The 22,669-nt window shown below is 59.3% G+C and carries 25 protein-coding genes; 11 read left to right on the top strand and 14 right to left on the bottom strand.

The genetic code is table 11. The annotated features are described in order from the left end of the window. Nucleotides 1-59: 59 nt before the first annotated feature. The 5 genes from WC811_RS17335 to WC811_RS17315 all read right to left on the bottom strand — a co-directional run bounded on the left by WC811_RS17335 (nucleotide 60) and on the right by WC811_RS17315 (nucleotide 4,642). The gene (locus tag WC811_RS17335) at nucleotides 60-869 is read right to left on the bottom strand and encodes a hypothetical protein (protein WP_372646579.1); all 810 of its coding nucleotides are present in this window, start codon (nucleotides 867-869) and stop codon (nucleotides 60-62) included. 20 nt (nucleotides 870-889) lie between these two features. Continuing rightward, the gene (gene thrS, locus WC811_RS17330) at nucleotides 890-2,833 is read right to left on the bottom strand and encodes a threonine--tRNA ligase (protein ID WP_372646578.1); all 1,944 of its coding nucleotides are present in this window, start codon (nucleotides 2,831-2,833) and stop codon (nucleotides 890-892) included. Nucleotides 2,834-2,942: 109 nt separating this feature from the next. Beyond that, on the bottom strand, nucleotides 2,943-3,221 hold the full coding sequence (yidD, locus tag WC811_RS17325) for a membrane protein insertion efficiency factor YidD (protein WP_372646576.1): 279 nt from the start codon (nucleotides 3,219-3,221) through the stop codon (nucleotides 2,943-2,945). A 57-nt stretch (nucleotides 3,222-3,278) separates the two neighbouring features. Further along, the gene (locus tag WC811_RS17320; protein ID WP_372646575.1) at nucleotides 3,279-3,884 is read right to left on the bottom strand and encodes a hypothetical protein; all 606 of its coding nucleotides are present in this window, start codon (nucleotides 3,882-3,884) and stop codon (nucleotides 3,279-3,281) included. A 296-nt stretch (nucleotides 3,885-4,180) separates the two neighbouring features. Beyond that, a complete protein-coding gene (locus WC811_RS17315; RefSeq protein WP_372646574.1) occupies nucleotides 4,181-4,642 on the bottom strand; it encodes an iron-sulfur cluster assembly scaffold protein in 462 nt (153 codons plus the stop codon). A gap of 252 nt (nucleotides 4,643-4,894) precedes the next feature. On the opposite strand from WC811_RS17315, the gene hisI reads away from it, so the two are divergent. Together hisI and WC811_RS17305 are read left to right on the top strand one after the other, a co-directional pair. Then, nucleotides 4,895-5,323, top strand: coding sequence for a phosphoribosyl-AMP cyclohydrolase (hisI, locus tag WC811_RS17310; protein WP_372646749.1), 429 nt, complete (start codon nucleotides 4,895-4,897; stop codon nucleotides 5,321-5,323). A 163-nt stretch (nucleotides 5,324-5,486) separates the two neighbouring features. Further along, on the top strand, nucleotides 5,487-6,485 hold the full coding sequence (locus tag WC811_RS17305) for a patatin-like phospholipase family protein (RefSeq protein WP_372646572.1): 999 nt from the start codon (nucleotides 5,487-5,489) through the stop codon (nucleotides 6,483-6,485). Here WC811_RS17305 and WC811_RS17300 read toward each other — a convergent pair. Both WC811_RS17300 and WC811_RS17295 read right to left on the bottom strand, forming a co-directional pair. Next, the gene (locus tag WC811_RS17300; protein WP_372646571.1) at nucleotides 6,467-6,895 is read right to left on the bottom strand and encodes a CBS domain-containing protein; all 429 of its coding nucleotides are present in this window, start codon (nucleotides 6,893-6,895) and stop codon (nucleotides 6,467-6,469) included. The two genes, WC811_RS17305 and WC811_RS17300, sit on opposite strands and share 19 nt — an antisense overlap. A gap of 187 nt (nucleotides 6,896-7,082) precedes the next feature. Then, the gene (locus WC811_RS17295; RefSeq protein ID WP_372646570.1) at nucleotides 7,083-7,820 is read right to left on the bottom strand and encodes a rhomboid family intramembrane serine protease; all 738 of its coding nucleotides are present in this window, start codon (nucleotides 7,818-7,820) and stop codon (nucleotides 7,083-7,085) included. A gap of 245 nt (nucleotides 7,821-8,065) precedes the next feature. On the opposite strand from WC811_RS17295, the gene WC811_RS17290 reads away from it, so the two are divergent. The 3 genes from WC811_RS17290 to WC811_RS17280 all read left to right on the top strand — a co-directional run bounded on the left by WC811_RS17290 (nucleotide 8,066) and on the right by WC811_RS17280 (nucleotide 10,341). Further along, nucleotides 8,066-8,701, top strand: coding sequence for a PAS domain-containing protein (locus tag WC811_RS17290; protein ID WP_372646747.1), 636 nt, complete (start codon nucleotides 8,066-8,068; stop codon nucleotides 8,699-8,701). Nucleotides 8,702-8,870: 169 nt separating this feature from the next. Beyond that, the gene (locus WC811_RS17285; RefSeq protein WP_372646568.1) at nucleotides 8,871-9,500 is read left to right on the top strand and encodes a PilZ domain-containing protein; all 630 of its coding nucleotides are present in this window, start codon (nucleotides 8,871-8,873) and stop codon (nucleotides 9,498-9,500) included. Nucleotides 9,501-9,660: 160 nt separating this feature from the next. Continuing rightward, nucleotides 9,661-10,341, top strand: coding sequence for a transglutaminase-like cysteine peptidase (locus tag WC811_RS17280; RefSeq protein WP_372646567.1), 681 nt, complete (start codon nucleotides 9,661-9,663; stop codon nucleotides 10,339-10,341). Nucleotides 10,342-10,400: 59 nt separating this feature from the next. Here the strand turns inward: WC811_RS17280 and WC811_RS17275 are convergent, their stop codons facing one another. Genes WC811_RS17275 through cysE form a run of 3 tightly spaced genes read right to left on the bottom strand, consistent with a single transcriptional unit; the run spans nucleotide 10,401 to nucleotide 12,010 of the window. After that, entirely contained in the window at nucleotides 10,401-10,931 is a 531-nt protein-coding gene (locus WC811_RS17275) for a gamma carbonic anhydrase family protein (protein ID WP_372646566.1), read from the bottom strand. A gap of 15 nt (nucleotides 10,932-10,946) precedes the next feature. Beyond that, the gene (locus tag WC811_RS17270) at nucleotides 10,947-11,162 is read right to left on the bottom strand and encodes a DUF3126 family protein (RefSeq protein WP_372646565.1); all 216 of its coding nucleotides are present in this window, start codon (nucleotides 11,160-11,162) and stop codon (nucleotides 10,947-10,949) included. A gap of 20 nt (nucleotides 11,163-11,182) precedes the next feature. After that, nucleotides 11,183-12,010, bottom strand: coding sequence for a serine O-acetyltransferase (cysE, locus tag WC811_RS17265; RefSeq protein WP_372646564.1), 828 nt, complete (start codon nucleotides 12,008-12,010; stop codon nucleotides 11,183-11,185). 201 nt (nucleotides 12,011-12,211) lie between these two features. Between cysE and WC811_RS17260 the strand changes: the two genes are divergently transcribed. The 4 genes from WC811_RS17260 to WC811_RS17245 all read left to right on the top strand — a co-directional run bounded on the left by WC811_RS17260 (nucleotide 12,212) and on the right by WC811_RS17245 (nucleotide 15,027). After that, on the top strand, nucleotides 12,212-13,015 hold the full coding sequence (locus tag WC811_RS17260) for an enoyl-CoA hydratase (RefSeq protein WP_372646563.1): 804 nt from the start codon (nucleotides 12,212-12,214) through the stop codon (nucleotides 13,013-13,015). Beyond that, complete coding sequence (locus WC811_RS17255; protein ID WP_372646562.1) at nucleotides 13,012-14,133, top strand: polysaccharide deacetylase family protein; 1,122 nt, start codon at nucleotides 13,012-13,014, stop codon at nucleotides 14,131-14,133. The genes WC811_RS17260 and WC811_RS17255 overlap by 4 nt, the downstream gene beginning before the upstream one ends. A gap of 1 nt (nucleotide 14,134) precedes the next feature. Next, nucleotides 14,135-14,632 (top strand): GNAT family N-acetyltransferase, encoded by a 498-nt coding sequence (locus WC811_RS17250; RefSeq protein WP_372646561.1) that lies wholly within the window; start codon nucleotides 14,135-14,137, stop codon nucleotides 14,630-14,632. Between the two features lie 161 nt (nucleotides 14,633-14,793). Continuing rightward, a complete protein-coding gene (locus WC811_RS17245) occupies nucleotides 14,794-15,027 on the top strand; it encodes a hypothetical protein (RefSeq protein WP_372646559.1) in 234 nt (77 codons plus the stop codon). Between the two features lie 313 nt (nucleotides 15,028-15,340). Here WC811_RS17245 and metH read toward each other — a convergent pair whose 3' ends face one another. The 4 genes from metH to WC811_RS17225 are packed head-to-tail and all read right to left on the bottom strand — an operon-like array spanning nucleotide 15,341 to nucleotide 21,062. Then, nucleotides 15,341-18,037 carry a methionine synthase gene (gene metH / locus WC811_RS17240; protein WP_372646558.1) on the bottom strand — a complete coding sequence of 899 codons (2,697 nt, stop codon included), beginning with the start codon at nucleotides 18,035-18,037 and terminating at the stop codon, nucleotides 15,341-15,343. A 9-nt stretch (nucleotides 18,038-18,046) separates the two neighbouring features. Next, the gene (locus tag WC811_RS17235) at nucleotides 18,047-19,108 is read right to left on the bottom strand and encodes a homocysteine S-methyltransferase family protein (protein WP_372646557.1); all 1,062 of its coding nucleotides are present in this window, start codon (nucleotides 19,106-19,108) and stop codon (nucleotides 18,047-18,049) included. 26 nt (nucleotides 19,109-19,134) lie between these two features. Then, the gene (gene metF, locus WC811_RS17230) at nucleotides 19,135-20,049 is read right to left on the bottom strand and encodes a methylenetetrahydrofolate reductase [NAD(P)H] (protein WP_372646556.1); all 915 of its coding nucleotides are present in this window, start codon (nucleotides 20,047-20,049) and stop codon (nucleotides 19,135-19,137) included. After that, nucleotides 20,049-21,062: an ArsR/SmtB family transcription factor gene (locus tag WC811_RS17225; protein WP_372646555.1), complete on the bottom strand. Its 1,014-nt coding sequence runs from the start codon at nucleotides 21,060-21,062 to the stop codon at nucleotides 20,049-20,051. The genes metF and WC811_RS17225 overlap by 1 nt, the downstream gene beginning before the upstream one ends. A gap of 163 nt (nucleotides 21,063-21,225) precedes the next feature. On the opposite strand from WC811_RS17225, the gene WC811_RS17220 reads away from it, so the two are divergent. Next, nucleotides 21,226-21,846, top strand: a complete 621-nt coding sequence (locus WC811_RS17220; RefSeq protein ID WP_372646554.1) for a hypothetical protein — start codon at nucleotides 21,226-21,228, stop codon at nucleotides 21,844-21,846. Between the two features lie 142 nt (nucleotides 21,847-21,988). Then, entirely contained in the window at nucleotides 21,989-22,576 is a 588-nt protein-coding gene (locus WC811_RS17215) for an ABC transporter substrate-binding protein (RefSeq protein ID WP_372646553.1), read from the top strand. Nucleotides 22,577-22,669 lie beyond the last annotated feature (93 nt).

Here is a 22,669-nt window from a genome sequence, read left to right as displayed (position 1 = left end):
TGCAACGTACTGAGGCAACGCGGAGCGAGTGGGGTTGGTTGCATGCGTCTAGAATAGGATCAAGAGATAGTCTTCAGCACCTTTTCGGTTCCGGAAATAAAATCTGACACTTGCTCACTTGTGGGCTCTTGTTTCTTATTGTGGGCACAAAGGTTGCGTAGGTCTCCCAACATCGAAATATATCTCCATTGCGGGACATCGATCACGGCAGCAGTCCGTAGAGCTTCATTCAAGTCAGAGATGCTTGGATTCTTCTTAGTAATCTTTGTTCCATGATCTTCGCACACTTGAAGCAGGTGCTTTTCAAGAACGACGCCCGTAATCGCTCCAGCCGCCCGAACAAATTTATTGCTCAATAATTCTCTTGCGGCAGCGATCTCATTATCGAAGACATCTGCTTGGACTAACTGCCGAATTTCAAAAAGGGAACTTTCAAATCTTCCCTGCGCAGCTTTGACTATTCCAAGCTGTTGGCGAAACTGCGAAAGCGCCGCAGATGGGCCGACTAAGGTTTCGGAACCTCGGGTTACGCAAAGTCCTTGTAGAAAATCCTGAATAACATAATTTCCCCAGGACAGGTCTTTGCGAGATTTTGGCTTCTCGTACAGCGAGATAAAATTTGAAACGCGGTCGGGAAGAATCTGTCGAAGAAGCACAACCGCTTCAGAGTACCAAGACTCGTATTTCACGCCAAAGTTTTTGGGTAGTTTTTCAATTAGTGCGTCGGCGTCTTTTCCCAACTGTTTCCGAATTTGTTTTAGAAATTCTCCGTCATTTGAGGTATCTCGACGCATTGCGTATTCAAGAAGGGTCCCCTCGTTAATCAACCGACCGAGATCGACTTTAAATCGCTCGATGTTCAAAGCCATCGCACCGACCCCTATAGCGATTATCGCAAATCCGGTGGCACGGCTTCGGCAGACAGCGCCGTTAAGGCCTCGTCGAGACCAAGCACCGTCTGGTCTTGCGAACCGAGGCGGCGGATCGAGACTTTCTTCTCTTCGGCTTCGCGTTTGCCCACAACGAGGATCACCGGCACCTTGGCGAGCGAGTGCTCGCGGACCTTGAGGTTGATCTTCTCGTTGCGCAGATCGGTGGTGACGCGCAATCCAGCGGCCTTGGCCTTCTCGGCGACCTCGGTCGCATAGTCATTCGCGTCCGACACGATCGGCGCGACGACGATCTGCAGCGGCGACAGCCACAGGGGGAAATGACCGGCGAAGTTCTCGATCAGAATGCCGGTGAAGCGTTCGAGCGAACCGAACATGGCGCGGTGGATCATCACCGGCGTTTTCTTCTCGGAATGATCGTCGATGTAAAACGCGCCGAGACGGCCCGCGAGGTTGAAGTCGACCTGCGTCGTGCCGCACTGCCAGTCGCGGCCGATGGCGTCCTTCAAAACGTATTCGAGCTTCGGACCATAGAAAGCACCCTCGCCCGGATTGATCGAGGTCTTCACCCGGTCATTCGAGCGACGTTTCACTTCGGCGAGAACATCGCCCAGCGCCTTCTCGGCCTTGTCCCAAAGCGCATCGGCGCCGACGCGTTTTTCGGGCCGGGTCGAGAGCTTGATGTGAATGTCCTCGAAGCCGAAGTCGCGATAGATCGACAACATCAGATCATTGATCTTGAGGCATTCCTCCATGATCTGATCTTCGGTCAGGAAGATGTGCGCGTCGTCCTGCGTGAAGTGGCGGACGCGCAGCATGCCGTGCAACGCGCCGGAGGGCTCGTAGCGATGCACCTTGCCGAACTCGGCGATGCGGTAGGGCAGATCGCGGTAGCTCTTCAAGCCGTTCTTGTAGATCTGAACGTGGCCCGGACAGTTCATCGGCTTGCAGCAGAACACGCGCTCGTCCGGAAGGACGGTCGTAAACATGTTCTCGCCGTAGTTCTCCCAGTGGCCTGAAAGCTCCCAAAAGTGCTTCTCCATCATGTCCGGCGAGTTGACTTCCATGTAACCGGCGCGCTGCTGCTGGCGGCGCATGTAGGCAATCAAGGTCTGGAACAGAGTCCAGCCCTTCGGATGCCAGAAGACAGAGCCCGGTGCTTCTTCCTGGAAGTGGAAGAGATCCATCTCGCGGCCGAGCTTTCTGTGGTCGCGCTTCTCGGCTTCCTCAAGCTGATGAAGATAAGCCTTCAACTCGTCTTCGATCGCGAAGGCGGTGCCATAGATGCGCTGGAGCTGCGGCTTGGTTGAATCGCCGCGCCAGTAGGCGCCGGCGAACTTCATCAGCTTGAACGCTTTGCCGACCTGGCCGGTCGAGGTCATGTGCGGGCCGCGGCAGAGGTCGAGCCATTCGCCCTGCTTATAGATCTTGAGGTCCTGGTCCTCAGGGATCGCATCGACCAGCTCGACCTTGAAGTACTCGCCCTTGTCCTTGAAGAACGCCTTCGCCTTATCGCGCGACCACACTTCCTTGGTGAACGGCGCGTTCTTGGCGATGATCTCGCCCATGCGCTTTTCGATCGTCGGAATATCTTCCGGCTCGAATGGCTGCTGCTTGGCGAAGTCGTAATAGAAGCCGTTGTCGATCACCGGGCCGATGGTGACTTGAGTTCCCGGCCAGATCGATTGCACGGCTTCGGCGAGGACGTGCGCGGCGTCGTGCCGGATCAGTTCCAGGGCTGCCGGATCGGTGCGCGAAACGAAATTGATCGAGGCGTCGCCGGTGATCGGATCGGCAAGGTCTGCCAAGACGCCGTTGAGCTGCATGGCGACAGTGCGCTTTGCGAGCGAAGGCGAAATCGACTTGGCTATTTCGAGGCCCGTCGTCCCCGGTTTGACTTGGCGTTGTTTGCCATCCGGGAACGTAATGGTGACGTCAGTCATCGCGGCCTCCTGTGCTCACTCGCCGCAAACGAGCGCGGCGTAAGACGATTTGGAAGGGCGTAATGGGGTGCGAGCCGCCGCAAGTCAAGGGGCGGCTCGGCGTCGCGTCTTACCGCCAGCGGCCGTAGCGCCAGGGCTGGAACGTGTGCGTGACGTCACGAATATCGGGAACCGGATCGACGCCGTGCGTGCCGCCTGGACCGCAGCGCACGAAGCGCGAGAGAGTCAGCCAGAACCCTCGCCAGGCGCCGTTCAGCTCGATGGCTTGCAGGCCATACTCCGAGCACGTCGGCCAGTGGCGGCATTGACTGCCGATCAGCCATTTAAAGCTGTAGCGATAAACGTGGATCGGCGCCTTGAGCAGCGCTTTAGCTAGCCTGGAACTCATGGCCCGAGCAGACGCGTTTCCGTGACATGACGCAAGCGCGAAGCGGTGCGACCCGATTTACGGTGTCGGGTTTGCGGGAGCCGGTTGAGCGGCGGTCTTCGCGGCTTCGAGATCCCTTTGGAGCGTCGCGATCTGCGCCTTGAGGCTATCGATTTCGCCGCGGAGGGCTGAAGCGGCCGCTTCAGCATCGCCCTTCGCCTTGTTAGCGATGTCGAGTTCCGCCTTGACCTTGCCCGTCGTATCGTCCGCGAGAGCGAGCTTCGCCTTCATCTCTTCGGCCGCGCCAACGAGCTGCGCTTTCAGGCCGTCGTTATCCTTGGCGAGGCCGGCGGCCTTGTTGTCGAGTTCCGAGACTTTGGCCATGGCGGTCGAGACGTCGGCCTTGCCTTCGTCGACCTGATGAAGCGCGTCGGCTACCGCGGCCTTCAGCCGGTCGATTTCATCTTGCGACGATTTTCGAACCTCCGCGGCATCATCGACTGCTTTGCGCAAAGACGACACTTCTCCGCGCATCGCCGTCAGCTCGCCTTCGGCCGAAGTCTTCTGCTGCCAGCCATACATCGCGACCAAAGCCAGGATCGCGATCACGACCCACTTCAGCGCGCTGGTCGATGAGGCCGCACTCTCTACGCGCGCGCCGCTATCGTTATCCTGCGCTGACATTTTGGATCTCCAGTTGTGCTCTAAGGTCAAGTTAGTCCGGCCGGCTCGGGTCTATTCTTCTTCATTTTTGTGACTGATGCCGTCAGCGGGCGAAGCAGTCTTCTACCCTCAGTTTTTCCCAATCCGGAAGCCCCTTCCGGCACGTCGGCAAAGAAAGACTTTCGCCAAGTTGTCGAAATAACTCGCTGCATGATCGAGGGGTGCAACGGAGCGAATATACAGCACGCCGGAGCCGTGCTCGTCGATTGGGTGAAGGGAGGCTACAGCGAAATCCGACGGAAAAATTGTAGTAAAGGTTAGCGCGCAGCCTGAAGCTGAGCCCCACCCCTCGCCTCGGCGTCGTCGAGGGCTCTCTCGACGGCATCGAAGACGAGCAGTGTCGAAGCCTGACGGGCTTTATAATTCCGCACCGGTTCCAGGAAGGCCAGGTCGGACCAGCGGCCGGACGGGGGAGTTCCCCCCTCCTTCAACATGGCGCGCATCTCGCGGCCAATCGCGCGGAGTTCGTCCGGTGTCGAGCCTACGATCTCACGCGCCATAACCGACGAGGACGCCTGACCGAGCAGGCAGGCTTTGACCGATTGGCCAAACTCGCTCACCCGTCCGCCCGTAAGCTTGACGTCAACGGTCACGGTCGAGCCGCAGAGTTTCGAATGGCCGGTGGCGCTACCGTCGGGATCGGTCAGCCGATCCGTATGCGAAATCGCTCCTGCGAGTTCGAGGATGCGCGTGTTGTAGATCTCATCGAGGTTAGCCATGTCGATCTTCGCGTTGTATGGTCCTTCGGATCCGTCTTTCGGAACTTAAGCCGTGCGGGGCCCTCCTCCAGACGTTCCGGTCGCCGTATATAAGCCGAGCCGGGATCGAATGCGAGATGGCGGCCGTTGGTTCCGGCCATTGGGATGCCGAGCGGATTTGCCTATGAGCCCCTTTGCTCGTCACGTATGCGTTTTTCGCTCAAGAGGATTGTCATGACGAGCAAGGCGACAATAGAGGGCCCAGACGGCGGCATGACCGAGACAATCGAAACGACCCACTCTTTCAAACCCAATTTCGGGCCGGAGGGGCTTATTCCCGCGATCGTCACCGATCAGCGCTCGGGCGATGTGCTGATGTTCGCGTACATGAATGAGATGGCTTTGGAGGAGACGATTGCGAGCGGCATCGGCCATTTCTGGAGCCGGTCGCGCGGCAAGCTGTGGAAGAAGGGCGAGGAAAGCGGCAATCTCCTCAAAGTGATTGAAATGCGGACCGATTGCGATCAGGACGTCGTCTGGATCGCGGCCGAGGTGCTGGGCGATGGAGTTGCCTGTCACACAGGTGAGCGCTCGTGCTTTTACCGGCGCGTCGTACAGGCCAATCGTCCGGGCGGTGCGGTGTTGGAGTTTGCGGATCTGCCGCAGCCTAAGACGATGCCGGCCAAGACCACGCCCGTCTGAGTCTCAAGACGGCTCTCTCGTCTTCGGCGTTTGCCATATCCACGTTCATACCTTGATTACCAATTGGTAGGGGGACCTTAATCGTGCGGGCGTAGCCTGAAGGCATGCATGCCGCTTGCACGGCCCAAGGCGGCAGCAGAGGGATTTTATCGGGAGCACGGTCGTGTTGGGCAAAGCGGGCGTCAGGATCGGACTAGCACTCGGCGGCGGCGCGGCGCGTGGATGGGCGCACATCGGCGTCCTGAAGGCCCTGGAGCGCGCCGGCATTAAGCCGGATGTCATCGCCGGCACATCGATCGGCGCGGTCGTCGGCGGATGCCATGCGGCAGGTCATCTCGACCACCTGGAGCGCTGGGCGCTCGAACTCACTCCCAAGCGCATCTTCGGATACCTCGATTTCAATTTCGCCGGAACGGGACTGATCACCGGGCAGCGCCTCTGCGACCGGCTCGAACAGCACCTCGGCGACCGCAACATCGAAGATCTCCCGACGCGCTTCACGGCGGTCGCGACGGAAATCGGAACCGGACACGAACATTGGCTGTCGCGCGGTCGGCTCGTCGAAGCCGTGCGAGCCTCCTACGCGCTGCCGGGCGTTTTCAAGCCGGTCAAGGTCAATGGCCGCTGGCTGTTCGATGGCGCTCTCGTCAATCCAATTCCGGTCTCGGTCTGCCGGGCACTCGGCGCGCGCTATGTGATCGCGGTGAATTTGAATTTCGACATTCTTGGACGCGGCAGCGTGATCTCGTCGCCGGAAGCGATGTTCCCGGATGCCGGCGGGCAACTGGAACTTGTCGCGGAAGCGGAACGCGAAGGCAAAAAGGGCGGCGTGCGCGGGCTTCTGCAGCGCCAGATTCTCGGCAAGGGCGATGGCGCACCGGGGATTTCGACCGTGATGGTCGATGCGCTCAATATCGTGCAGGACCGCATCGCCCGTTCACGTCTCGCTGGCGATCCGCCCGACGCAATGATTTCACCGCGCCTGCAAGATATCGGCCTTTTTGATTTTCATCGCGCCGAGGCGGCCATCGAGGCCGGCATTCATGCTGTCGAGCGTCAGCTCGACAACATCGTTCGTGAGATTGAGATCTGCGATCCCAAGCGCGCGCGCGGCGACAGCGACCGCGGCGCGACGCAGGACTATCAGCCGGTCGCCAAGTAATCGCGCATTGCGGTTACTTCCAACTCGACTTCGGAGATGTGGTGTTTGACGACATCGCCGATGGAAATGATGCCGACAAGTGCACCGTCTTCCATGACTGGAACATGCCTGAAGCGGCCCTTCGTCATCGTTTCCATGACTTCGTCGAGCGTGCAGTCACGCGTGCATGAGATGACGTTGCGGGTCATTCCATCTTTCGCCTGCATGTCGAGCGCTTTCGGTCCGTGCTCGGCGATCAAGCGGATGATGTCGCGCTCCGAAATGATACCGGCGACGTTTCCGTTTTCGAGAATGACGATCGCGCCGATCTTCCGGCTGGCGAGACGCAAAGTGATTTCTTGAAGAGTATCGGCGGGCGCCGCGGTCATGACGCCCCGTCCCTTCGACTTAAGGATTTGTGCGATAATCATATGTTCAGCTCCGTTCTCGGAACGTGGTGCCGAACTGAAGTCGTGGTGGTACGCTTGCGTATCACCTAAAGGCCCGCAAGCTTACCCGGTCTTCGGCCGGCATTCCGCTGCGTGTCACACCCATTGTCATCCGCTCTTACGGCGGAATGATTGAAGGCTGAGGCAATTCTAACGAGATTGCAAGCCTTCAGTCGAATTCTGCGGAAGGCGGTAAATCATTTTGCAACGCACTGTCATCTGAACGATCAAAAGCTCCGAAGGCGAGCAGACCGAAAAGATAACCGCCGATGTGCGCCTCCCATGCGATCGCTCCGGTCTCGCCGAATTTTCCGAACCCGATGATGGCGAGCAAATTGATCCCAAGGAATACGATCGAAGACAAAACGATGCGGCGGTCACGCAAAGCGCCGCCGATCGTCACCGCGGGAATTGCAGATGGTTTATGGCGGAGCAGATAGCCCTCGCCGCGATCGATGGCGTTAAAGAGAAAGCGCATCGTGCCGCCCATCATGGCCGAGACGGCTCCCGATGCGCCGATGACGGGCGCCGGCAGTCCGGGATTGAACAGCAGAAATAGCAACGCGCCGACGATGCCTCCGGCGATCGAGAAGGCGATAAAGCGCAAACCGCCCATGCGGGCGCAGAGCACGGAACCGAACGCGAGCAGCCAAAGGCCGTTGAAGGCCAAGTGCGTGAGGTCGGCATGAACGGCCATATGCGTCACGAAGGACGTCACTTCGGCGACGCTGCCGCCCGGGATCTGATCGGCGAAACCGGAGTAGCGCGCCGGGATGAAGGCAAGCGCCAAAACCCACCACGAGTAGTCATCGGGCGACAACATCGACAACGCGACGTGCACGGCGATCAAGACTGCGAGTATCGCCAGCACGGGGCCGGGCACATTGAAGATGGGTTCTCGAGTCACTGCGTCGTCCCACTTTGAAGCGATCCGGTCTCCTGCCGGCTGGACTGCCGTTGTTAACGGTTCGATCAAATGCGGGCAACACCGCACAAGACCACCGTCTCTCGCCGCTTTCCTGGCGCTGGCACGAACGATGCTCCCATAGCCGATAACGGAGCCGCCGAAAGGAAGCGTGCTTCGAATTGGTACGGAAGACGCCCCCCGGGCGCCAACCGGCCAGCGGATCATCGGGGTCTTTAGTCGTGAGCATGCAAGAAGCCGTCACTCAGTCGCTATTCTCCTACTGGAATACCCTGCGGGGACAACGCCGGGCGCCCAAGCGCTTTGAGATCGATCCGTCGCGCATCGCGAACGATCTTCCCGATACATTCATTCTAGAACGGATGAATCCCCGAAACGTACGCTTCCGGCTCGCCGGTACTCGGATCACCGAAGCGCTCGGCATGGAGCTGCGCGGCAAGAACCTGTTCGATATGTTCGACGCCGACGATGCCGCGACGGTTCAAAGCCAGATCGAAATCATCACCGAGCATTGCGCCGTCGGCGTCTTTCGCATCTCCGCCGAAAACGGCGAAGGACGGTCGACGACGTTCGAAGTTCTTGTCCTGCCGCTGACCCACACGCAAGATTCCGTCGAGCGCTTTCTCGGATCCATCACTTCGATCGACAAGCCGGGTTGGCTTGGAGCGGTGCCGCTGACGAAGCGCACGCTTATCGATCATGAAATCATCTGGCCGAATGGTGAGCCTTCGAGAGAGGGAAGTCGCAGCAACGATCTGGTGCCTATTCTCCACACACGGCGAGAGGCCAGAATTGTGCGATCCGCGCGGCGTCAATTCCGCGTTTACGAAGGTGGGCTGAGTCTGGCTGGCGACGAGAGGTAATCTCCCGTCAATCCATAACGTTCCCTTTTCTCGAAAAGCCGAATTTGGTGCGCCGATTAGAGCTTCATTAAGGACCGTGCCCGCATAGTTAGGTTGGGCGCCTTTCGCACGTTGACAATGCGGAGAGCGCTCGCAGGACCACCTCTTGTTGACAGTTCGAAGGTTGGCGATGGCCATGCATGCGCGCATCATCCGGGACGTCCGGCATCCATCCGATGCAGTGATTGCGGGTGATCTGCGCAAACATCGCCGCCTGCCGCTTTCGCTAGCGGGCCGCTTCATGCGCGCTGACCGCAGCGAATATACCTGCCAACTGAAAAACGTATCCGTCGGCGGCGCGGCCGTCGTCACTGCGCATACGCCTGAAGTCGGCGAGCGCGTCGTGGTCTATTTCGATCATCTCGGAGGTCTCGACGGTATCGTCGCGAGAATTACGTCGGATGGTTTCGCATTCGTTTTCAAAGTCACGGACCATAAGCGGGAAAAGCTCGCGGCGCAGATTATGTGGCTGGTCAACAGGGACGACTTCCCAGCGGAGGCCAACCGTATTCATGAGCGCGTCGGAACTCGCGGCCGCCGCACGACGTTGAGGGTCGAGGAGGGCGTCGTTATCGACGTTGAATTGCTTGACCTTTCGGCTTCTGGCGCGTCCGTCGGCACTCCGGCTCGGCCGCAGATCGGGAGTTTCGTCGTCGCCGGAAAAACGCGGGCGATCGTCCGCCGTCATCACGAACACGGTATTGGCCTTCAGTTTCTGTCGCTGCTTTCGCCCGAGGCGTTGCGCGACAGTTTTCCTTGATAATCGTTGCGTTGGTTGTGTGATGCCTCAAATCGCTCGCCGAGTTGCCAAAATCCTAAAGTTAAATTTGTATACGAATTTAGCGCGAATGCCGCGGTGGGTATTCATGCTAAAACCAGCTGTTTCGCGTACTGTATCGTACCGTGTACGAGGGCGTTTCATGAAGTACGGTAGCGTGGCCGCCACTGTGGCGGTGTGGTTGTGTGGTGTGGCATTTCCGGTAGCGGCGCAGCAAGTCGCCGTCATCAGTCCGGCGACGCGGGCACCGGAATTTATGCGTGTTTACGGCAGTTCGCAGCCTCCTTACGGCTTCGTTGCCTTTTGCGAGCGCATGCCTCAGGAGTGTGTCGTCTCGTCTTCAGACGACGCCCGATATCAAGCTACGCCTCAAGTTTTGAGCGAGCTCGATGAGGTCAATCGTACAGTCAATCACGCGATTGAACCTGCGACCGACATGGAAGTTTACGGGGTCGCGGAATACTGGACGATCCCCAAGACCCGCGGCGACTGCGAAGATTATGCTCTGCTGAAGCGTCATCGCCTTATCGCTCGTGGCTGGCCGTCCGGCGTTTTGCTCATGACGGTCGTGCGCGACGAAAAGAATGAAGGCCATGCCGTTCTCACGGCACGCACGACCCAGGGCGACTTCATATTAGATAACAAGATCGACGTCGTACGTCTTTGGAACCAAACGCCCTATCACTACGTGATGCGGCAGTCATATATGGATCCGAGGGTTTGGGTCTCGCTCGATCCGAACGACGCTTCGACGCCTTCGGCGCTGTCGGGCGTGCAGTCGGTCGATTCAACAATCTTCGACGCGATGCCGAATTTTCCGTGATGGCTTTTCGGCATCGTTGAATTGAAGCTTACAGGGTCTCGCCTCGCCGATTCGGGGCCTCAACTCTGGGACGAGAGTCCGGCGACATAGCGCTTCCAGTTGGCGACGTAACGCGGGGCCCCGCGACCGAAACGCTTGATGTCCTCGGCGGTCAACTGGCGGATGACCTTGCCGGGCGAACCGACGACCATCGAACGCGGTGGAATTTCCTTACCCTCCGGCACCAAAGCTCCGGCGCCGATGACACATTCCTCGCCGATCTTCGCGCCGTTCATGATGATGCAGCCGATACCGACGAGGCTGCCGCGCCCGATGGTGCAGCCGTGCAGCATCGCCATATGCCCGATCGTGCAATCCTCGGCGATGGTCAGCGGAAAGCCAGGGTCGGTGTGCAGCACAGACCCGTCCTGCACGTTGGATCGCGAGCCGACGGTGATCAGTTCGTTATCGCCGCGGAGGATCGCGCCAAACCAGACGCTGGCGTCTTCTTCAAGCTGGACCTTGCCGATAAGAACAGCATTCGGGGCGACCCAGAACGCACCGCTTGCGGGCGTTCTGACGCTTTCACCATCGAGCTTGTAGAGGGGCATTCGCGGAACTCTGTCTCAGACGCCTTCGAGATCCATATCGAGGATCGCCATCTGGAACTGATAGGACGTTTCGCCCTCTTCGACTTCGCGATAGAGCGTGGCGATGAACTCGCCGTTGACGAAAACCTCCGCCATATCGTCTTTCTTCGGCTGGGCCTTCACCTCAAGCGATGTCGCTCCCAGCGTTTTGCGCAGATACGACTGCAGGCGAGCGAGCTCTTCCTTTTTCAATTTCTTTCTCCTGAACGATTTTAAAGTCCGCCGAAATCATCAACCCAGCCTTGCTCCATGGAGCGGGCCGGTTCGGCACAGCCAGCGCTGCCAACAATCTTGGCCGGCACGCCAGCGACGGTGACGTTGGGTGGCACCTCGGAGAGCACAACCGAACCAGCGGCCACTCGTGAGCAGCGGCCGACTTTGATGTTGCCGAGAACCTTGGCGCCAGCCCCGATCAAGACATTATCGCCGATCTTGGGATGGCGGTCGCCTGTTTCCTTGCCGCTGCCGCCGAGCGTGACGGCGTGCAAGAACGAGCAGCTATCGCCGACGACTGCCGTCTCGCCGACGACAAAGCCCGTGGCGTGATCGAGCATTATGCCCTTGCCGAAGCGGGCAGCCGGGTGAATGTCGACCGCGAACATGCGCGACGACTGGCTCTGCAGATACAGAGCAAAATCTCGCCGGCGGCTTTTCCAAAGCGCATGGGCAAAGCGGTGGGTCACGAGCGCGTGGAAACCTTTGAAGTAAAGGAGAGGATCGAGATAGCGCGTGCAGGCGGGATCGCGATCGTAAACGGCTTGCAGATCGGCACGGAATATCGCGCCGAGTTCCGGCTGCTCGGAGAGAACGCCCTGGAAGGTTTGCGACATGAGGCCGGCATCGACGTCGGTGTGGTTCAGCCTTTGGGCCAGGCGGTGGCATACCGCTTCCTCGAGCGCCTGATGGCTGAGGACGGTTGCGAAGATGAAGCTGCCGAGCGCCGGCTCGGCCTTCATGGCCGCTTCGGCTTCGGTGCGGATTTGCGCCCAGATCGGGTCGACGACCTGGACTTTGGATGTCGCTGTTTTCGTATTCGACACGGGCAGCCTCTGGCTCGAAATCGGGTCCGTTTGCAATTTGTTACCGCAGGCGATTAACGGCGCCGCCAACGCCGGTCAATCGGTGTTGCCGTTAAACTTATACACTTTCTGACGGCCGCGTGCATCTGCCACCCTGACGGCGGTTTGCGGTGTCTTCAATTGCAACTTAAATGGCCGCAAAGATCGAGAGGACACACGTATATGGCAGATGCCGCCGAAGTCGCCAACCCGACATTGCGATATGCCACGGATGGGGCGGTCGCCTGGATCGCGGCCGATAATCCCGCCCGGATGAATGCCCTAACGGCGGCGATGTGGAAGGCCATCCCCGATGCCGTGGCCGAGGCCGTTCGCGACCCGAACGTGCGCGTCATCGTTTTCCGGGGTTCGGGCGACAAGGCGTTCTCGGCGGGCGCGGATATTTCGGAATTCGAGAGTTCCAGAACGGGTGACGCCGCGAAGACCTACGACGCGCTGAACGAAGCAGCCTTCAATGCCTTGATCGGCTGCCCGAAGCCGACGATCGCGATGATCCACGGCTTCTGTCTCGGCGGCGGTCTCGGCCTCGCGCTCTGTTGCGATATGCGGATCGCCGACGACGCCAGCCAATTTGCCATTCCAGCCGCAAAGCTCGGCATCGGCTATAATGCTCGCTGGGTGCGTCCGATCCTGGCGGCGGTCCCGGCTGCGCGCGCCAAGGAGCTGTTGTTCACCGGACGGCGTTTCCGGTCTGCCGACGCGGAAGCCATGGGGCTTATCTCACAGCTCGTTCCGAAAACGGATCTTGAGACGACCGTCCGGGCGCTCGCCCTGGAAATCGCCGGGAATGCGCCGCTGTCGGTCGCGGCTGCCAAGAAAGTGATCGACGAGATCTCGCGTCATCCGGAGCATCCCGATATGCCAGTTCTCGACGCGGCCGTAGCTGCATGTTTCGAAAGTGACGACTACGCAGAGGGCCGCCGCGCCTTCCTCGAAAAGCGTAAACCCCAATTCAAGGGCAAATGATTTTGGCAAAGCGCATTTCGATCATCGCTCTTCTCGCTGGCGCGGCGTTCGCAGCGGCACATGCAGTCCCGGCATTGGCTGGTGACGCCGCCGTGCTGCACGCGTGCTATTCGCCGGCGGCGCTCGCGGGTGTAACCGGCGAAGAGATCGTGAACCGTGGCAACCACTCCTTCGACGCTCCGATCAAGATCAATGGCCTCGCGCCTGCAACGCCTGTTCCGGATGCGTTGCGAGGATCGATCCGGCGCGTCGATGTTCCTAAAAGCGAAAAGGTCATCGCGTTGACGTTCGATCTCTGCGAACAGCGCGGCGAGATCGCGGGCTATGATGGCCGCATCTTCGATTATTTGCGCGAACAGGGCGTGAAAGCGACGTTTTTTGCGGGCGGAAAATGGATGGTTTCGCACCGTGCGCGTACCGAGCAACTGATGACCGATCCGTTGTTCGAAATCGGGAACCATACCGAAACGCACGCGAACCTCAGACTGCTGCAGCCGGATGCCATACGCCAACAGGTTCTGGCGCCGCAGAAGGCGTATGAGGATACCCGCGCGGATCTGGCATCGAAGCAATGCGTTGCGACATCAGCCGAAGGGATGCGCGGCATTCCAGAGAAGCCAACGCTTTTCCGCTTTCCTTACGGCACTTGCAACGAAGCCTCTCTGAAAGCCGTCAACGATGCTGGGATGCTCGCCATCCAGTGGGACGTTGCAACCGGCGATCCCGATCCGCACGAGTCCGCCGCCCGGATCGCGGGGGCGATGGTGAACGAAGCGAAGCCCGGATCGATCATCGTCAACCATGCCAATGGACGTGGCTGGCACACGGCTGAAGCGCTGTTGATCGCAATCCCCAAGCTCAAAGCCAAGGGCTATAAGTTCGTAACGGTGAGCGAGCTGATGACGATGGGAAAGCCGGTCATCTCCTCGGAGTGCTATGATCGCAAGCCCGGAGACGTCAATCGCTACGATTTCCTTTGGGCTCTCAAGAAGCCGCTGAACGCCAACACCGCGACAGGCGCGAAAGTTGCCTCAACGATGCCTTTGGCCGGAACAAAACCAGCGACGAAGAAGAAGCGTAAGGCCGTGTCGCAGACATCCGTTCCGGCCACAAACTAAAATGACGAAAAAGCGAACTCAGAACGTTGCCGCCGCGGACGTTTCATTCCGGCCAATGACGGCTGCGAGCGCCGAACATCTCGGCGAAGCGCTCTCAGGTATCGATCCATGGGCACACTATCACTACACGGCGAAAGCCCTCGCGGCGTATCTTGGCGGCAAGGAAGAGGACGCACCGCGTTTTGAAATCGTGTTCGGCGAAACTCTGGCTGGAGCGATCTGCATCCGGAAAAACTGGCTGCGTGGACCTTACCTGCAGTTGCTGGGCATCCTTCCCACGTTCCAGAAGCGAGGCCTCGGCGCCATCGCGCTATTGTGGTTCGAAGACGAAGCCCGGAGAGACAAAGCTCAAAACATTTGGGTCGTCGCATCCGAATTTAATCATGGCGCCCTCGCCTTCTATGAGCGCTTCGGGTTTTCTCGAACGGCGACGTTCGACGGGCTCGTCGCCGAAGGAACCGCCGAAATTCTTTTGAGAAAGCGGCTAATAATCGGTTGATATGCGGGCGGCGCACTCGCGTTGCATCGGCCCATCATCCGCTCACGGAGCGAGTCGAGCGCCCGCCGTCTCGCGGCGTTCGGTGCTTCGTATTCATCATTGAGAGCGACGCAAGCAAAATAGTTTGGGATCATTTTTGTGCGGTGCGTCGGCGGTTCCAGTTGGTTGCGAACGTCATTGTTCTTTCGTTAACCGGCATTGCCGTCCCGCTCGGCGCTGCTGAAAATGCGCGTTTTCAAGGCTTTTTCATTCGTGCTTCACCGCTTTCGGGGAACCGCAACAATCCTCAACTGTTTGCCGTCGAAGCGAAGCAGGCAATTGGCGGTGTCGAGGCAGCAAAGCTCTCTGCGGCGCAAAATGCTTTTCGCTTGTCAGCAATGGCTGGGGCTGCGTAGCGTTTGGCCGTGCCTCGATCGAGGGGGGCATGGCGAATTCTGGAGCATCTCAACCTCGGAGGTGTGACATGGGTCTGCAAGGCGGTTTTAATGTTCTTGCGATAGGAATGTCGTTTGGGTTCGTGATTTTGGTCGTGCTCGGGACCTTTTGAGAACGACCTCCTGGAGGAAATACCTGAAGCAGTAATCCCACGCGCGATGCTCCAAGGAGCCAACGAGACGGGGGACTATTTCTGGGACGTCTGGCGCGAAGCCAAACGAACATGCGGCGCGGGATCCAACACGGACCGCGCCGTTTTTTTGTCCGCGACGATCAAGCCGCCGCTGTGACGGCGCCCGAACGTTCGTAGTTCAAGACCGGCGCCAGCCAACGCTCGGCCTCTTGGACCGTCCAGCCCTTGCGAGCGGCGTAGTCTTCGACCTGATCGCGCTCGACCTTGCCGACACCGAAATAGTGGCTTTCGGGGTTTGCGAAATAGAGGCCGGAAACGGACGATCCGGGCCACATCGCGTAACTTTCCGTCAACGTGATTCCAGTCGCCTTCTCGACATCCATCAGCTGCCAGAGCGTTGCCTTCTCGGTGTGCTCGGGTTGCGCCGGATAGCCCGGCGCCGGACGAATGCCCTGATACTTTTCGAGGATCAGATCATCGTGCGAGAGTTTCTCGCTCTTCGCGTATCCCCACAACTCGCGGCGAACTTTCGCGTGCATGGCTTCGGCAAAGGCTTCCGCGAGACGATCGCATAGGGCCTTCGCCATGATGCGCGAGTAATCGTCGGTCGTCTTGATATGACGCTCGATCGCTTCTTCTTCGCCGAGACCTGTCGTGACGGCAAAGCCACCGATGTAATCCTCTAACTCCGTTTCTTTCGGCGCGATGAAATCCGCGAGCGCCGTATGCGCGCGATTGCGCGAGGGATCGCGCGCGATCTGTTGACGGAGCGTATGGAGTGTCGCGATCTGCGAATTACGGGTGTCGTCCTGATACAGCGCGATATCGTCGCCGATACTGTTCGCCGGCCAGAAGCCGACGACCGCCGATGCGGTGACCCACTTCTCGGCGACGATGCGCTTCAGCAGAGCCTGCGCATCGTCGAACAGCTTCTTTGCCTCGGAGCCGACCTTGTTATCCGCGAGAATCTGCGGATAGCGGCCCGCGAGTTCCCAAGTCTGGAAGAAGGGCGTCCAATCGATATACGGCACGAGCGCGGCGAGGTCGTAGTTTGCGAACGTGCGTGTTCCGAGGAAGCTCGGCTTCGCAGGCTTGTACGTCTGCCAATCGATCTTGAACTTATTGTCGCGCGCGGCTTTGAGCGTGACGCGCTGCTTGCGGGCTTCGTTCGCCAGATGGGTTTCGCGTACTTTCGCGTATTCCGATTTGATGCTCTGGACGAACGGCGTCATTTCCGTTTCCGACAGCAGCTTCGACACGACGCCGACCGCGCGGCTGGCGTCAAGCACGTAGACCGTCTGTCCGCGGTTGTAGTTCGGATTGATTTTGACGGCGGTATGGACTTTGCTCGTCGTCGCGCCGCCGATCAGCAGCGGCACTGAAAAGCCTTCACGCTCCATCTCGGCCGCAACGAAGCACATTTCATCAAGCGACGGCGTGATGAGACCGGAGAGGCCGATCATATCGACGTTCTCTTTCTTCGCAGTGGCGAGGATCTTCGCGACCGGCACCATGACGCCGAGATCGATAACCTCGTAGTTGTTGCACTGAAGAACAACGCCGACGATGTTCTTGCCGATATCGTGGACGTCGCCCTTGACGGTCGCCATCAGGATCTTTCCGGCGGCAGGCTTCGCCGCACTGCCCGAGGCGATCTTTTCTGCCTCAAGGTAGGGCTGCAGATATGCGACCGCCTGCTTCATGACGCGCGCCGACTTCACGACCTGCGGCAGGAACATTTTTCCAGCACCGAATAGATCGCCGACGACGTTCATGCCGGCCATCAGCGGCCCTTCGATGACGTGCAGCGGCTTGTCGGCCTTAGCGCGGGCTTCTTCGGTGTCGACTTCGATGAAATCCGTGATGCCGTGGACGAGCGAGTGCGTCAGCCGCGCTTCGACCGGCGCCTCACGCCAGGAAAGATCTTTCTCTTTCGCTTTTACGCCGGAGCCGTCGCCCTTGAACTTCGGCGCGGCTTCGAGCAAGCGATCGGTCGCGTCCGCGCGACGATTGAGGATGACATCCTCACAGAGATCGCGAAGCTCGGCCGGGATGTCGTCATAGAGCGCGAGCTGCCCGGCGTTGACGATGCCCATGTCCATGCCCGCCTGGATGGCATAATAAAGAAATACCGAATGCATCGCCTGACGCACCGGCTCGTTGCCGCGGAAAGCAAACGAGAGGTTCGAGACGCCGCCCGAGATATGGACGAGCGGCATCTTTTCCTTGATCTGCCTTGCCGCATCGATAAAGGCGATGCCGTAGCCGTTGTGCTCTTCGATACCCGTCGCAACTGCGAAGATGTTCGGATCGAAGATGATGTCTTCCGGCGGAAAGCCAACCTTCTCCGTCAAGAGTTTGTAAGCGCGCTCGCAGATTGAAACCTTGCGCTCGGTCGTGTCGGCTTGGCCTTCCTCGTCGAACGCCATGACGACGACTGCCGCGCCGTAGCGCAGCACTTTCCGCGCGTGCTCCAGAAACGGCCCCTCGCCTTCCTTCATCGAAATCGAATTGACGATGGGCTTGCCCTGAACGCACTTGAGGCCCGCTTCGATGACGCTCCACTTGGAGCTGTCGATCATGATCGGCACACGGCTGATGTCGGGTTCGGAGGCGATGAGGTTGAGGAACGTCGCCATGGCTTTCTCGGAATCAAGAAGGCCTTCGTCCATGTTGACGTCGATGATCTGGGCGCCGGACTCGACCTGTTGGCGCGCGACTGCAAGCGCGCCGGAATAGTCGTTTTGCTCGATCAGCTTGCGAAATTTCGCAGAGCCCGTGACGTTCGTGCGCTCACCGACGTTGATGAACGATTGTGCGGCGTTGGCTTTGGTCATTGTTCTCAATCACCCATGAACGAACGGTTCGAGGCCGGAGAGCCGCAGGCGCGGCTCGATTTTTGTAATCGCGCGGGGCTTATAGCCTTTGGCGTGGCTGGCGATATGCGCGATGTGGTCGGGTGTCGAGCCGCAGCAGCCGCCGACGATATTGATCAGGCCGTCAGCAAGCCATGGTTCGATCTTACACGCCATCTCGTGCGGGTTTTCGTCGTATTCGCCCATCGCGTTCGGAAGCCCAGCGTTGGGATACGCCGAGATGCGCACATCGGCGACGTGCGAAAGCTCGGCGATATAGGGCCGCATCAGCTCAGCGCCGAGTGCGCAGTTCAAGCCGATAGAGAACGGCTTCAGGTGTTGCATCGAATACCAGAAAGCTTCCGCCGTTTGCCCCGAAAGCGTACGGCCCGACCGATCCGTAATCGTTCCGGAAATCATGACCGGAAGCTCAAGGTCTTTCTCCTCGAAGATTTCGAGCGTCGCGAAGCCTGCTGCCTTGGCGTTCAAAGTATCGAAGATCGTTTCGATCAGGATGATATCCGAACCGCCGTCGATAAGGCCGCGCACCTGCTCCTTGTAGGCATCGCGAAGCTCGTCGAAGTTGACGTTTCGGAAGCCCGGATTGTTGACGTCCGGCGAGAGCGACGCGGTGCGATTGGTCGGGCCGACGGCGCCCGCGACGAAGCGAGGTCTTTCCGGCGTCTTCTTCGTCCACTCGTCCGCAGCGCGGCGCGCGATCTTCGCCGCCTCGACGTTCATCTCGTAAGCGAGATCTTCCATATGATAATCGGCGAGCGAGATGCGTTGCGCGTTGAACGTGTTCGTCTCGATGATGTCGGCGTGAGCGCGGAGATACTTGCCGTGAATCTCTTCGATGATATCGGGCTGCGTCAGCACGAGCAGATCGTTGTTGCCCTTGATGTCCTTCGAATGATCCTGGAAGCGCTCGCCGCGATAGTGATTTTCGCCGAGCTTATACTGCTGGATCATCGTGCCCATGGCGCCGTCAATTATAAGGATGCGCTCGCTCGCGGCTTTTTCCAGCGCGGCCCAACTTGGTTTCCGTCTCATTGCACGCCTCGTCTTTCCTGTATGTCTTACGCCGCGTTGGCGTTCGCCGCCCGCGCCGGGCGCAGGCCCAGCAGATGGCAAATCGCGTAAACGAGATCGGCTCGGTTCAACGTGTAGAAGTGGAATTTCTTGATGCCCTCGTCCACGAGGTCCATCACCTGTTCCGTTGCGGCGGCCGCGGCGACGAGATGGGTCGTCGCGCTGTCGTCCTCAAGGCCTTCAAAGCGCCGCGCGAGCCACGATGGAACGCTCGCTCCCGCGCGCTTGGCAAAGCCCGCGACCTGCTTGAAATTGTGGATCGGAACGATGCCGGGTGCGATCGGCACCCAAATGCCCGCAGCCCGCGCGCGCTCAAGATAGCGGAGAAAATAGGCGTTATCGAAACCGAACTGCGTGATGATGCGATCGGCGCCCGCATCGACCTTGGCCTTGAGATTATCGAGGTCGGCTTCGATGGAGACGCTTTCAGGATGCTTCTCGGGATATCCTGCAACGGAAATTTCGAAGTCGGCGATCTTCTTCAGGCCCGCCACGAGGTCGGCCGCATTCTGATAGCCGTCTGGATGGGGCTCGTAGGCGGTACCTGCGCCATGAACCGGGTCGCCGCGTAGCGCCACGATGTGGCGAACGCCTTCGTTCCAATACTGCCGCGCGACGGCGTCGACTTCGTCCTTCGTCGCATCGACGCAGGTGAGATGCGCGGCGGGCTTCAATTCGGTTTCGGTCAAAAGCCGCGTTACCGTCGCGTGGGTTCGTTCACGCGTCGAACCGCCGGCGCCGTATGTCACCGAAACGAATTCGGGACGCAGCGGCGCGAGACGCGAGATCGCGCCCCATAGCGTCTCTTCCATCTTCGGCGTTTTCGGCGGGAAGAATTCGAAACTGACGACGATATCGCCGGAGCCGAGCAGTTTGCTCTTTCGTTCGTTGCTCTGTGCCATCAGCGCGCTCCCTCACGCACGTCACCCATGGACGCGCTTATTTTTGTAATCGGCATTTGTGTAACAGGACGTTCCGCCAGCCAGACCGTGACGGTCAGCATGTCTTTGCCGCCACCGGCCTTGGGCGCCAGATCTTCGACGGTCCTGGCGACGAGACCGGCATCTTTGAGCCATCCCGCAACTTGTTCGCGCGTAAAACCGAGACGTTCGTGCGCTTCGCGGGTGCGCAGGAATTCAAGCTCATGCGGCGCGAAATCAACGATGAGCAATTTACCGCCCGGCGCCAGAACGCGCGCCGCTTCGCGGATGGCGAGCGCGGGGTCAGATAGGAAGTGCAGCACCTGATGCATGACGACGGCGTCGGCCTGCTCATCGGCCAACGCGAGCGAATAGATATCGCCGTGGCGAACCTGCGCCTTCGTGAAGCCTTTGGATTTCAGGTTGGCGCGCGCGTAGGTCAACATCGCCTGATTGACGTCGAGACCGAGGCCGCGCTCGAAACGGTCGGCAAAGAGTTCAAGCGTGCGTCCGGTGCCGGTGCCGAGGTCGACGAAGAAATCGAAGGTCTCCTCGCCAAGCGCGCGGCGCATAGCGGCTTCGACGTCCTTCTCGGCGACGTGAAGCGTGCGGATGCGGTCCCAGTCGGCGGCGTGTTCCTCGAAGAAGGTCTGCGCGACGGCCTCGCGTTCCCGCTTCAGGGCTTCCGCGCGTTCGCGATCGCGACGGACGGAGGCTTCGGACGGATCGACGTCGGCGACGAGGCGCAGCGCTAAGCGACCACCTGCCTGGCGGTCGGAAATATGAAAGTAGACCCAGCTCCCGTCGCGGAAGCGCTCTATGAGGCCCGCTTCGCACAGCAGCTTCAGGTGCCGGCTGATGCGCGGCTGGCTCTGGCCCAGGATCAGTGTCAGATCCTTGACGTTCAGTTCGCCGCCCGCAAGCAATAGGAGAATCCGCAGACGTGTCGTTTCAGCGGCCGCCTTTAGCGCCGCCACCAGATCTGTCGTTCGCATTTCCTCGAAGCTGGACATGCAGCACAACATATAAAGATATGTTTATATGTCAAGTGGGACGCTCGCGTCTGTCCTCACCGAAAGACAGACAGTGCTTAACCGCCCTTTAGCGATGTTTACCATAAAGTGCTGGACTGTATCCGCGCGGGGGTCGAGTAGCGTCATGCAGCGTCAGAGTTTTGAAGTCATTGAAGTTTCAGGTGATCCCTATTCCCTCCCAATTACCATCAGGCAGACCAATCCGAAGCTCGCTAAGCTTCCCGGTCTGCTTCTGATGACGGCGCTGGCGGCGTTGATCGTTCTGCCGCAGATCGGCTTTGCGATTTACGCGCTTACGTCTTTTGAGGTTCGCACCGCTTTGATCGCGCATCCGGCGGCGGCCGTCGAGTTGGCGCTCGCGCTGGTCTTTTGGGCGGCTTTGATCGTCTGGCCATTGCGCAACATATTGATGGCGTTGATCTCCGACCGGCTGGTCGATATTCGCGACGGGGATGTGAAGGTCGTCGACCGGACACCGTTTTCGACGATGCTTTGGCAGATGCCGCTGGGCAGTTTCGAGGGCGTCGCGCTGCACACGCGGTCTTCTCTATCGGGCGTCCGGCAGGAAGCCGTTCTCGTGCACCCGAATAGAAATCGCAGCATCATTCTGATGGCCGCCGATCGGATCGCACATCAGGAATTCGAGAGGCTTTGCAATACCCTGAACCTTCCGGTGGTTCCCGCAGGACGGCTATACGATCTGGGCGATAAGCCTCGGGACCGTCAAAATGCTGTGGCCGCATAGCCATCCGGCATTGTTTTGACGCGATTGTTGCCTCTCTAGCGCAGCGAGAGGCTTGTTTGGATTGGGTTACGGTAGCAGAATCAGGTTCCGGCCACCTGCTACTTCGGGATTGATTAGGGGACGACGAATGCGAGGGTTTGACATGGGGTGGACAGTTTCTACGCGAATTCGCTCCGCCGGATGGCTGTTGGCCGTGATTGCGTGCTTTGCCGGACTTTCCGCGAGCGGCGCGCGTGCCGAGACCCCGGCAGTTTATATGCAGCGCGTGCAAAACGAGCTGATGTATGCGCAGCGCCAGGGCGGCGTGTCCGCTTATGCCAATGTCCTTCGCCAGCACATGGATGTTCAGAACATCGGCTTGACGGCTCTCGGACCGCACGCGCGGACGCTGCCGAAAGCGGATCGCCCTGCCTACTACAACGGCATGATCAACTTCATCGCGAAGTATGCCGCAAAGGAAGGTCCGAAATATATCGTCACTAGCGCGGTCGTGACCGGTCAGGGCGCGGGCGACGCGGGCGGCACGAACGTCGACACCCACATCACGCTCGCTGATGGCTCCGGCTATGACATTCGCTGGCTCGTGATGAAGACCAGCCAGGGTTACAAGGTCAGGGATGCGCAGGTCGTCGGTTTCTGGATGACGTCGTTTCTTGACGATCTGTTCCAGAATTACATCACTGAGAACGGCAACAATCCCCGCGCGCTCGTTTTGGCGCTCAGCCGCTAGGATAAACCTCGCCGGATCCGGGCGGCCTAAAAGAAGGCATTATTTGCCGCGCCGTCGTGATTTTGAAATTATCCGCGTCGTTGCGGTGCCGCT

This window comes from Hyphomicrobium sp. (assembly GCF_041659645.1).
GTDB lineage: Bacteria > Pseudomonadota > Alphaproteobacteria > Rhizobiales > Hyphomicrobiaceae > Hyphomicrobium_B.
Note: the sequence above shows the minus strand (reverse complement) of the source record. Positions and strands in the feature narration are given on the sequence as shown.

Coding starts and splice junctions, on each gene's coding strand:
- WC811_RS17335 (WP_372646579.1), bottom strand. CDS start 869: ATGGCTTTGAACATCGAGCGATTTAAAGTCGATCTCGGTCGGTTGATT.
- thrS (WP_372646578.1), bottom strand. CDS start 2,833: ATGACTGACGTCACCATTACGTTCCCGGATGGCAAACAACGCCAAGTC.
- yidD (WP_372646576.1), bottom strand. CDS start 3,221: ATGAGTTCCAGGCTAGCTAAAGCGCTGCTCAAGGCGCCGATCCACGTT.
- WC811_RS17320 (WP_372646575.1), bottom strand. CDS start 3,884: ATGTCAGCGCAGGATAACGATAGCGGCGCGCGCGTAGAGAGTGCGGCC.
- WC811_RS17315 (WP_372646574.1), bottom strand. CDS start 4,642: ATGGCTAACCTCGATGAGATCTACAACACGCGCATCCTCGAACTCGCA.
- hisI (WP_372646749.1), top strand. CDS start 4,895: ATGACCGAGACAATCGAAACGACCCACTCTTTCAAACCCAATTTCGGG.
- WC811_RS17300 (WP_372646571.1), bottom strand. CDS start 6,895: ATGATTATCGCACAAATCCTTAAGTCGAAGGGACGGGGCGTCATGACC.
- WC811_RS17290 (WP_372646747.1), top strand. CDS start 8,066: ATGCAAGAAGCCGTCACTCAGTCGCTATTCTCCTACTGGAATACCCTG.
- WC811_RS17285 (WP_372646568.1), top strand. CDS start 8,871: ATGGCCATGCATGCGCGCATCATCCGGGACGTCCGGCATCCATCCGAT.
- WC811_RS17280 (WP_372646567.1), top strand. CDS start 9,661: ATGAAGTACGGTAGCGTGGCCGCCACTGTGGCGGTGTGGTTGTGTGGT.
- WC811_RS17275 (WP_372646566.1), bottom strand. CDS start 10,931: ATGCCCCTCTACAAGCTCGATGGTGAAAGCGTCAGAACGCCCGCAAGC.
- WC811_RS17260 (WP_372646563.1), top strand. CDS start 12,212: ATGGCAGATGCCGCCGAAGTCGCCAACCCGACATTGCGATATGCCACG.
- WC811_RS17255 (WP_372646562.1), top strand. CDS start 13,012: ATGATTTTGGCAAAGCGCATTTCGATCATCGCTCTTCTCGCTGGCGCG.
- WC811_RS17250 (WP_372646561.1), top strand. CDS start 14,135: ATGACGAAAAAGCGAACTCAGAACGTTGCCGCCGCGGACGTTTCATTC.
- metH (WP_372646558.1), bottom strand. CDS start 18,037: ATGACCAAAGCCAACGCCGCACAATCGTTCATCAACGTCGGTGAGCGC.
- WC811_RS17235 (WP_372646557.1), bottom strand. CDS start 19,108: ATGAGACGGAAACCAAGTTGGGCCGCGCTGGAAAAAGCCGCGAGCGAG.
- metF (WP_372646556.1), bottom strand. CDS start 20,049: ATGGCACAGAGCAACGAACGAAAGAGCAAACTGCTCGGCTCCGGCGAT.
- WC811_RS17225 (WP_372646555.1), bottom strand. CDS start 21,062: ATGCGAACGACAGATCTGGTGGCGGCGCTAAAGGCGGCCGCTGAAACG.
- WC811_RS17220 (WP_372646554.1), top strand. CDS start 21,226: ATGCAGCGTCAGAGTTTTGAAGTCATTGAAGTTTCAGGTGATCCCTAT.
- WC811_RS17215 (WP_372646553.1), top strand. CDS start 21,989: ATGGGGTGGACAGTTTCTACGCGAATTCGCTCCGCCGGATGGCTGTTG.